Annotated in this window: 8 protein-coding genes; all 8 read right to left on the bottom strand. The window is 70.5% G+C overall.

Annotation, left to right across the window (positions count from 1 at the left end; translation table 11 throughout):
- Nucleotides 1-100 precede the first annotated feature (100 nt).
- Entirely contained in the window at nt 101-841 is a 741-nt protein-coding gene (locus tag P3W75_RS00810) for a murein L,D-transpeptidase catalytic domain family protein (RefSeq protein WP_276225466.1), read from the bottom strand.
- A 79-nt stretch (nt 842-920) separates the two neighbouring features.
- Entirely contained in the window at nt 921-1,958 is a 1,038-nt protein-coding gene (locus P3W75_RS00805) for a L,D-transpeptidase (RefSeq protein ID WP_276225465.1), read from the bottom strand.
- An 83-nt stretch (nt 1,959-2,041) separates the two neighbouring features.
- On the bottom strand, nt 2,042-2,737 hold the full coding sequence (locus P3W75_RS00800) for a pseudouridine synthase (RefSeq protein ID WP_276225464.1): 696 nt from the start codon (nt 2,735-2,737) through the stop codon (nt 2,042-2,044).
- Nucleotides 2,737-2,952, bottom strand: a complete 216-nt coding sequence (locus tag P3W75_RS00795; RefSeq protein WP_276225463.1) for a cysteine-rich CWC family protein — start codon at nt 2,950-2,952, stop codon at nt 2,737-2,739. The genes P3W75_RS00800 and P3W75_RS00795 overlap by 1 nt, the downstream gene beginning before the upstream one ends.
- 159 nt (nt 2,953-3,111) lie before the next feature.
- Nucleotides 3,112-3,936 carry a DUF4824 family protein gene (locus P3W75_RS00790; RefSeq protein ID WP_276225462.1) on the bottom strand — a complete coding sequence of 275 codons (825 nt, stop codon included), beginning with the start codon at nt 3,934-3,936 and terminating at the stop codon, nt 3,112-3,114.
- Nucleotides 3,936-5,009 (bottom strand): DUF2157 domain-containing protein, encoded by a 1,074-nt coding sequence (locus P3W75_RS00785; RefSeq protein WP_276225461.1) that lies wholly within the window; start codon nt 5,007-5,009, stop codon nt 3,936-3,938. Before P3W75_RS00785 ends, P3W75_RS00790 begins: the two co-directional genes overlap by 1 nt.
- Nucleotides 5,010-5,077: 68 nt before the next feature.
- A complete protein-coding gene (gene atzF / locus P3W75_RS00780) occupies nt 5,078-6,886 on the bottom strand; it encodes an allophanate hydrolase (RefSeq protein ID WP_276225460.1) in 1,809 nt (602 codons plus the stop codon).
- A 186-nt stretch (nt 6,887-7,072) separates the two neighbouring features.
- The coding region (locus P3W75_RS00775) for a carboxyltransferase domain-containing protein (protein ID WP_276225459.1) at nt 7,073-8,333 on the bottom strand (1,261 nt) is incomplete at its 5' end.

Raw genomic sequence — 8,333 nt, 5'->3', positions numbered from 1 at the left:
GATTCAATCCGAAACACTGTCGCTACCGGGATGCTCCGTTCGCGAGCAAGCTCGCTCCTACAAAGAAAACCGCAGCACAGGCATAACTGGCCTGGCTGGCTCAGCGCTTGGCCAGGGTCGCGCCGCGGCCGAGTTTCTGCGCCTTGGCCACCGAGCAGCTGGCGCCGGCGAGGAACTGCGAGTTGCTCAGCCAGTCGCGCTGCGGGTAGTAGGCGAACACGTAGCTGCCTTTCTGCAGGGTGTCGATCAGCTTCTGCGCCACTTGCGGGCGCACCGCCGGGCAGCCCTGGCTGCGGCCCAGGCGGCCGAGGCCGGGGACCACCTTGGGGTCGGCGTAGGCGGCCGCGTGCATGACGATGGCGCGCTCTTCGCTGTTGTCGTTGTAGCCCGGCTCCAGGCCCAGCAGGCGCAGCGAGCGGCCGTGCTTGCCACTGTAGGTCTGCCCGGTCTGGTACAGGCCGATGGAGGACTGGTAGCTGTTGGGGCGGTTGGAGAACGAGGTGGCCATGTCGTCGCCACTGTTCTTGCCGTGGGCGACCCACTCCTCGAAGAGCAGCTTGCGCTGCTTCAGGTCGAACACCCAGAGGCGCTTGTCGCGTGAGGGCTTGGAGTAGTCGATGACGGTCAGCAGTTCGTCGCGGCCGCCGATCTGCGCCGCATTGGCGCACTGGTAGGCGCTCAGCGCCAGGCGCAGGGCCTGCAGGTTGCTGGCCGGGGCCAGGCGGTGTAGCTCATCGGCAGTGGGCAGCGCCGCTTGGGCGAAGCTGCTGCCGAGCGCGTAGAGCGCGCCCACGGCGAGCAGCGGCCGGAGTCTCCCCCAGACGTTGGATATGGACGGCATGGCGCCGTTCCCCCCTGTTACTTCCTAAGGTCTCTTTTTGATTGCGCATGCAAGTGCGCGAAATTGAGGGGATTCTCGCTTATTTTTTGATCGATGCCGGTACCGCCTGTCGGTCATTGGTGGTGATGACCGTGAAGTCCGGGTTGCTGCGGGTGTCGCGGCTGGAGGGCAGGTCGGTGATGACCAGGGTGCTGCCGACGTCCATGGCGGCGAGCAGTTCGCGGAGGAAGTGCGGGTCCATGCTGAACTGGCCGAGCTGTTGGGACGGGGTCAGGCCGGCCTGCGGGTCGCTCACCTGCACCGCGCTCCAGCGCAGGTTCGGCATGTCGCTGGCGAGCTGCTCCGGGGTGGGCCGTTCGAGCAGCGAGAAGGCTGCCACGCCGGTGCGCGCGCCGGGGTTGTCGAGGGCCACCGGGGCGCTGCCGATCTGGGTGCCGCCACGGTAGACGTAGGCGCGGCGGTCGGCGCGGCTGATCAGCACGGAAATCGGCCCGGCACCGGCGCCCGGGTCGCTCCAGTAGGGCTCCACCGCCGGGCTGGCCGGGCCGCTGGCCTTGCCCTCGGTCACCTGCGGGGCGAGCAGGCCGGGGTGGTAGACCTCCACCGGCGAGCTCTTGGCGTCGGAGATGATCACCGTAGTATTGCTGAAGCCGGTGACCTCGTAGAGCTTCTTGGCGAAGGCCATGGGCAGGCGGATGCAGCCGTGGGACGCCGGGTAGCCGGGCAGGTTGCCGGCGTGCAGGGCGATGCCGTCCCAGGTCAGGCGCTGCATGTAGGGCATGGGCGCGCTGTCGTAGAGGTCGGAGTGGTATTCGACCTTCTTCTGCAGGATGGTGAAGACCCCGGTGGGGGTTTCCTTGCCGCGCTTGCCGGTGCTTACCGTGGCCACGCCGATGGCGATGCCGTTGCGGTACACGTAGGCGCGCTGTTCGGTGAGGCTGACGACCACGGTGACCGGGCCCAACGGGGAAATTTCCGGGTACCAGAGGAACTGCCCGGGCTTGAGCTTCTTCAGCGCCGCCTGCAGGTCGCTGAGCGGCGAGGCGTGGCTGGTGGTGGCCGCGACGGGAAGGGCGACCAGGCTGAACAGCAGCAGGGCGAAAGACAGGATCTTCATCGTATTCCTTCGATGCGCGGGCGTCCTCGCAGCTTAGTCGGCGCCCGACGTGCCCTGCAAACTCCGCCGTTAAGCGGTGCGCTTCAGTCGAGGCAGGAAACTTCCGTAGCGCTCAGCGCGCGGTATTCGCCCGGCGCCAGGCGCGGGTCGAGGACCAGTTGGCCCATGCTTTCGCGGTGCAGGCGGGTGACCTTGTTCTGGAAGTGCCCGAACATGCGCTTCACCTGGTGGTAGCGGCCTTCGTGCAGGGTCAGGCGCGCCGCGCGCGGGGCGAGGATTTCCAGCTGCGCGGGGAGGGTGGTCAGGTCCTCGTAGCGGAAGTACAGGCCTTGGGCGAAGACCTCGATGTAGTGCGCCTCGATCGGCTGCTCGGTCTCCACGTAGTAAACCTTGGGCAGCTTGCGCCCGGGCAGGGTCATGCGCCGCGACCACTGGCCGTCGTTGGTGAGCAGCAGCAACCCGGTGGTGTTGAAGTCCAGCCGCCCGCCGATGTGCAGCTCGTGCTTGTCCGGCTCGTCGAACAGGTCGAGTACGGTGCGATGTTCCGGGTCGCGGGTGGCGCTGACGCAGCCGGCGGGCTTGTGCAGCATGAAGTAGCGCGCCGGGCGGCCGGCCTGCAGCACCTCGGCGTCCAGCTCCACGCGGCTGAATTCGCTCACCTCGTGGCGGCCGTCGCGGATTACCGCGCCGTCGACTTTCAGGCGCCCGGCGGCGAGCAGCAGGCGCGCGTCCTGGCGGCTGAAGCGGGGCAGGTTGGAGAGGATACGGTCCAGGCGCATCAGACGTTTTCGTCGGCTGGCGGCAGGTTCCGCGCGCAGCGCGGGCAGAGGCAGGCGCGGTCGAGCTGCGCGGGCGGCACGCGGGCCAGGGCGGCGGGGTCGATGGCCGTCTCGAAGCACCAGCAGGCCGCGCCGTCCGCGCTTGGGTCTTCCTGGGCGCAGCTATTGCGCTGGCCGCAGAGCGGGCAGCGGGTGGGGTCGGGCGTGTCGGTCATGGCGCGGGTCGGTGCTTCACTGGGCGCACAGGGTGCAGCGGGCGGCGGTGCGGCGCAAGGGGATTCGGATGCCTGGGCGATCATGGAGCGCTGCCGATTTCATGCCGGGAGGCTTTTCTACAAGGCACTCCGCGGTGTGGCCGGCGGACGGGTGGTGGTTCAGCGCGCCTGGATCTGCTCGATCCACGGCTCCAGGCGCTGGCCGAAGGCGACCTCGGCGCTGAACGGCTGGGCCTGCTCCTGGGCCGCGCGCTGTTCGGCGCGCGGGGCCAGGCCCTCGAGTTCGTCGTGCCAGCGCTGCGGCACGTTGAGCGCGCGCACGCCTTCGGTGCTGGCGCTGCCGCCGAGGACCCAGGCGCGGTTGCGGTACAGCGACAGCGGGCGCACCTGGCCGTGCACGATGGCGTAGTGCTGGCGGTCCGGGTAGCGCTGGCGCAGGGCCTGCAGGTCGGTGCCGGCGTCGGCGAGGAACAGCCGGCTGGCGCGCTGCTCCTCGTTGTCCAGGGCGTCGCGCTGGAAGTCGCGCTCGCTCTTCAGGTGCACGTCGCCGGGGCTGCCGGCCAGGCGCCGTTCGGCCTGCTCCAGGCGCTCGCGGGCCAGGCCCAGTTCGCGCTGGTACAGCGGGCCGTCGAGTTCCAGCACCAGCAGGGCGTCGCGGGCCTGCTGGCGGTCGAAGGCCAGGGCGCTGTCGCGGTCGATCTTCTCCGGCACGCGGAAGCCCAGGGCGCGCATGGTGTCTGGCGGCACGCGCGGGGTCCAGGCGGCGTTCGGCGCGTCGCCGGGGATGCGCCACAGCAGGCGCAGGCTGACCCCGCTGTTCTCGCGGTGCCAGTCGCTGTTGCGCTGCAGTTCGCGTTCGCTCAGGGTCAGCCGGCTGTCGGCTTCGCCGCTGCGGTTCCAGGCGGCGGCGCCGAGGGCGGCGGCGTTGGTCAGGAGGATCAGGCCGAGCCCGGCGAGCAGGCCGTGGGTACGGTTGAAGGTCATCACAGGCGTCCTCCCAGCAGGCCATGGGCGTTGCGCAGGTAGCGCAGGAACAGCAGGATCAGCACCGCCGCCATGCCCAGGGCGAGGAAGAACAGGTACTTGGGCAGCACCTCCCACCACCAGTCGTAGAACTTGGTGAAGAGGAAGATGACGAAGAACGCCAGCCCGGTGTTGACCACTTCCGGCCATTCCTGGCGCGCGCCCAGCCAGATCGCCGCGGCGGCGCAGACGAAGCCCAGCAGCTGGTAGAGCCCCTCGATGTGGTGCGGGGCGAAGGGCAGGTAGCTGCCGCCGCCCCAGTTGGCCAGCACCAGCATCGGCACGAACAGCGCCAGCAGGCCGAACACCCGGTACAGCGCGGCGAAGCCATCGAAGCGGCGCTGGGCGAACACCAGCGGCACCAGGAACACCAGCGCGGCGGCGGGGAAGAAGTTCTCCGGGCGCTCGCCGACGTCCAGCCAGTAGATGCCGGTCCAGGTGCCGCAGCGCGCCGCGATGTAGCCCATCAGGCAGAGCAGCCCGGCGCCCAGCAGCAGGCGCGCGTCGCACAGGTAGGCCAGCAGCAGGGCGTAGGCGGCCCAGGGCAGCAGGGCGCGTTCGGACGGGGTGATGTTGAAGATCTGCCCGAGCATGCTGATGTTCAGCACCAGCGCGGCGAAGGCCAGCATGGCCGCGAGCTTGGCGAAGTAGCCGGAAGCATCGCGGCGTTGCAGCCAGAGGGTGGCGAGCAGGGTGAGCACCGAGGCGCCGATGAGGATGGCCACCTGCACGGCTTCGCCGAACAGGCCCCAGAACTGGTAGAACAGGAAGAACAGGCTGGCCGCCAGCGCCAGCGCGCCAAGGAACGAGGCGATGCGCATGCCCAGCGACAGCCGGCTGTCCTGGCTGTCGCGGTCGATGTCGAAGCGCTCGCGGTATTCGTCCAGCAGGCGCAGGTGGTGCGCCTGCAGGCGTTCGCGCTGGGCCGCGTCCAGGCTCAACGCGCCTTCCTCGCCCAGGCGCCGCAACTCACGGCTGAAGGCGTGGATGTCGTCGACCCGCTGCTGGGCGTCGTGATGGCTGAGCGTGGGCATGGAGCACCTCGTAGGACCGTTCACTCTTCCACTCTAGCGACTCCCGCAGCGGCGCTCCACTGTGACGCTCAGCCGCGGCTCGCGAGCCAGGCGCGCCAGCCGCCGAAGGCGCTGATGTCTTCGGCGCCGGCCAGGCCCCAGGGGTCGCAGATGAAGCCGGTTTCCCAGCTGCCGTCGGCCAGTTCCACCTTGCCCAGGCCCAGCGGCGCCGGGATGCCGGTGAGGAAGGAGCCCAGCTCGGCGCTGGGCAGTTCCCAGACTTCCACCTCGATGGCCACGCCGCCTTCGGCCACCCGCAGCATGCCGGGGCGCAGCGGCGGGCCGCCGGCCAGCGCGTAGAGCTTGTAGGCCGGCGCGCTCTGGGTGGCGCGCAGCAGGCGCGCGCCGCGCTGGCGCAGTTGCCAGTTGAGCGCCAGGCCGTCCAGGTGCGCGCCGCAGACCACCAGGCGCGCGCGGTCGTTGCGCGCCGCCGCCTTGGGCGCGGGGCCGGCCAGCGGGTTGCCGCCGACCAGCGGCAGGGCGCTGGCGCGCTGCAGGGCGTCGCCCAGGCCGAGCAGGTACTGGTCGGTGAACGCCCGGCCGAACAGGGTCAGGCCCCAGGGCAGGCCGTTGGCCATGAAGGCGCTGGGCAGGGCGAGGGCGGCGTAGTCCAGCAGGTTCATGAAGTTGGTGTAGTAGCCCAGCTCGGCGTTGCGCAGCACCGGTTCGGCGTGCAGCTCGGCGAGGGTCACCGGGCGGCCGATGGTCGGGGTCAGCACGCAGTCCAGTTCGGCCATGATGGCGTCGCAGCGCGCCTTGAGTTCCTGCAGGCGGTACTGCGCGCGGAACAGTTCCACGGCGCCGGCCGCCGGGGCCTTTTCCAGCACGGCGCGGATCACCGGCAGCACGGCCTGCGGCTCACGTTCGATCAGCTCCCCGGCGACGCTGTAGCGCTCCGCCACCCAGGGGCCCTCATAGAGCAGGCGGGCGGCCTCGAGGAAGGGCGCGAAGTCGATCTCCACCGGCGTGCCGCCGATGCCGCGCAGTCGCTCGACGGCCTGGGCGAACAGCGCCGGGCCTTCCGCGCAGCCGAAGAATTCCAGGGCCTGCTGGCGCGGCACGCCGAAGCGGAAGGGCCGTGGCGCACCGAAGGCGCTGGCGTCGTTCCACGCCGGGTTGGCGCGGCTGTAGGCGTCCAGCGGGTCGTGGCGGGCGCTCAGGGCGAGCAGCTCGCTGGCCTCGGCCGCCGTGGCGCTGAAGAAGGTGATGCAGTCAAGGGTGCGGCAGGCCGGCACCAGCCCGTGGTTGGACAGCAGGCCCTTGCTCGGCTTGAGCCCGACCAGGTTGTTCAGCCCCGCCGGCACGCGGCCGGAGCCGGCGGTGTCGGTGCCCAGGGCGAAGCTGGCCACGCCCAGCGCCACGGCCAGCGAGGAGCCGGCGCTGGAGCCGCCGGAGGGGTAGTCCGCCAGCACGCTGTTGCGGCATTCGCCGTAGGGCGAGCGGGTGCCGTTGAGGCCGGTGGCGAACTGGTCGAGGTTGGTCTTGCCCAGGGGCACGGCGCCCAGCTCGACCAGCCGTTGCACCAGGGTCGCCGACGCGTCCGGGGTGTAGGCGAAGGCCGGGCAGGCGGCGGTGGTGGGGATGCCGGCCAGGTCGATGTTGTCCTTGATGGCGAAGGGGATGCCGTACAGCGGCAGCTCGTCGGGCGAGCGGCCGTCCAGGGCGGCGAGGTAGGGCTCCAGCTCCGCCGGGCTGAGCAGGTGGATGAACAGGTGGTAGTCCGGGTTCAGCGCGGCGGCCTGGTCGCGCAGTTGCGCGATCAGCTGGCGCGGCGTGGCGCGCCCTTCGCGGTAGACGGCGCGGAGGGTGGCGAGGCGGAGGTCGAAGGTGTGGCTCATGGTCTGGCTTCCAGTTCTTGGCCGGCAACCCTCTCCCCGGCCCTCTCCCTGAAGGGAGAGGGGGAAGAGTGGCCCGGCGCGATGTTCAACGATGAGTTTTCAGGATGACTCGGGCGTTTCCTCTCGCGCCGGACTGCCCCCTCTCCCGCTTGCGGGAGAGGGCTGGGGAGAGGGGCTCTTCAGGGCTCAGGCTTCCTCCAGCACCACCACCCGCTGCCCCGCCCGCACCGGCGAGCCGGGCTGCACGCGGACCTCGCGGACCACGCCGTCGCGCGGGGCGGTCAGGGGGATTTCCATCTTCATCGACTCGAGGATCACCAAGGTGTCGCCGGCCTTGACGCTGGCGCCCTCGCTCACCTGCACCTGCCAGAGGTTGCCGGCGACGTGGCTTTCGATGGCGTGCTGGCCGGCGCCCAGGGGCGCGTCCTCGCCCAGCTCGGGGGCGACTTCCTCGCTTTCGAAGTGCGCCTGGCCGGAGGCGATCCAGCGCTGCCGTTCGGCGTCGAAGGCGGCGCGCTGGTGGGCGCGGAAGGCCTCGATGCTGTCCGCCTCGCGGGCCAGGAAGGCCTGGTAGTCGGCCAGGCGCAACTCGCTTTCCTCGATGCGCAGCGGGTAGCGGCCCAGCGGGAAGTCGCGGCGGATGCGCTGCAGTTCGTCGGCGCTCACCGGATAGAAGCGGATCTGGTCGAAGAAGCGCAGCAGCCAGGGCTTGCCGGCGAAGGCCTCGACCTCGCGGTAGCGGTTCCACATCTGCAGGGTGCGGCCGACGAACTGGTAGCCGCCGGGGCCTTCCATGCCATACACGCAGAGGTAGGCGCCGCCGATGCCCACCGAGTTCTCGGCGGTCCAGGTGCGCGCCGGGTTGTACTTGGTGGTCACCAGGCGGTGGCGCGGGTCCAGCGGGGTGGCCACCGGCGCGCCGAGGTAGACGTCGCCCAGGCCCATCACCAGGTAGCTGGCCTCGAACACCGTGCGGTACACCGCCTCCAGGTCCGGCAGTTCGTTGATGCGGCGGATGAACTCCAGGTTGCTCGGGCACCAGGGCGCGTCCTTGCGCACCGTGGTCATGTATTTCTCGATGGCCAGCTGGCACGCCGGGTCGTCCCAGGACAGCGGCAGGTGGACGATCCGCGAGGGCACCTTGAGGTCGCGCGCCGCGCAGACTTCATCCCACAGCCCGGCGACGGTTTCCAGCAGCCGCTCCAGCGGCAGGGTCTCGGGCTGGTAGTGCACCTGCAGCGAGCGGATGCCCGGGGTGAGGTCGATCACGCCGGACAGCGCCAGGGCTTCCAGCGCCTGCATCAGCGCGTGGCCGCGGAAGCGCAGCACCAGGTCCAGCTCGGGCTGGCCGATCTCCAGCAGCAGGTGGGTGTCGCCGGCCAGGCGGGCGACGAGGCGGGTGTCGTCGCGGCCGAGGTCGAGGACGATGGGGGAGTTCGGCTCGGTT

It is taken from the genome of Pseudomonas citronellolis, assembly GCF_029335315.1.
Classification (GTDB): Bacteria; Pseudomonadota; Gammaproteobacteria; order Pseudomonadales; family Pseudomonadaceae; genus Pseudomonas; species Pseudomonas citronellolis_A.
This window is presented reverse-complemented; position numbering and strand designations above follow the sequence as displayed.

What these genes read in the sequence shown, in the direction of transcription:
- P3W75_RS00810 (WP_276225466.1), bottom strand. Translation starts at nt 841, where the DNA reads ATGCCGTCCATATCCAACGTCTGGGGGAGACTCCGGCCGCTGCTCGCC.
- P3W75_RS00805 (WP_276225465.1), bottom strand. Translation starts at nt 1,958, where the DNA reads ATGAAGATCCTGTCTTTCGCCCTGCTGCTGTTCAGCCTGGTCGCCCTT.
- P3W75_RS00800 (WP_276225464.1), bottom strand. Translation starts at nt 2,737, where the DNA reads ATGCGCCTGGACCGTATCCTCTCCAACCTGCCCCGCTTCAGCCGCCAG.
- P3W75_RS00795 (WP_276225463.1), bottom strand. Translation starts at nt 2,952, where the DNA reads ATGACCGACACGCCCGACCCCACCCGCTGCCCGCTCTGCGGCCAGCGC.
- P3W75_RS00790 (WP_276225462.1), bottom strand. Translation starts at nt 3,936, where the DNA reads ATGACCTTCAACCGTACCCACGGCCTGCTCGCCGGGCTCGGCCTGATC.
- P3W75_RS00785 (WP_276225461.1), bottom strand. Translation starts at nt 5,009, where the DNA reads ATGCCCACGCTCAGCCATCACGACGCCCAGCAGCGGGTCGACGACATC.
- atzF (WP_276225460.1), bottom strand. Translation starts at nt 6,886, where the DNA reads ATGAGCCACACCTTCGACCTCCGCCTCGCCACCCTCCGCGCCGTCTAC.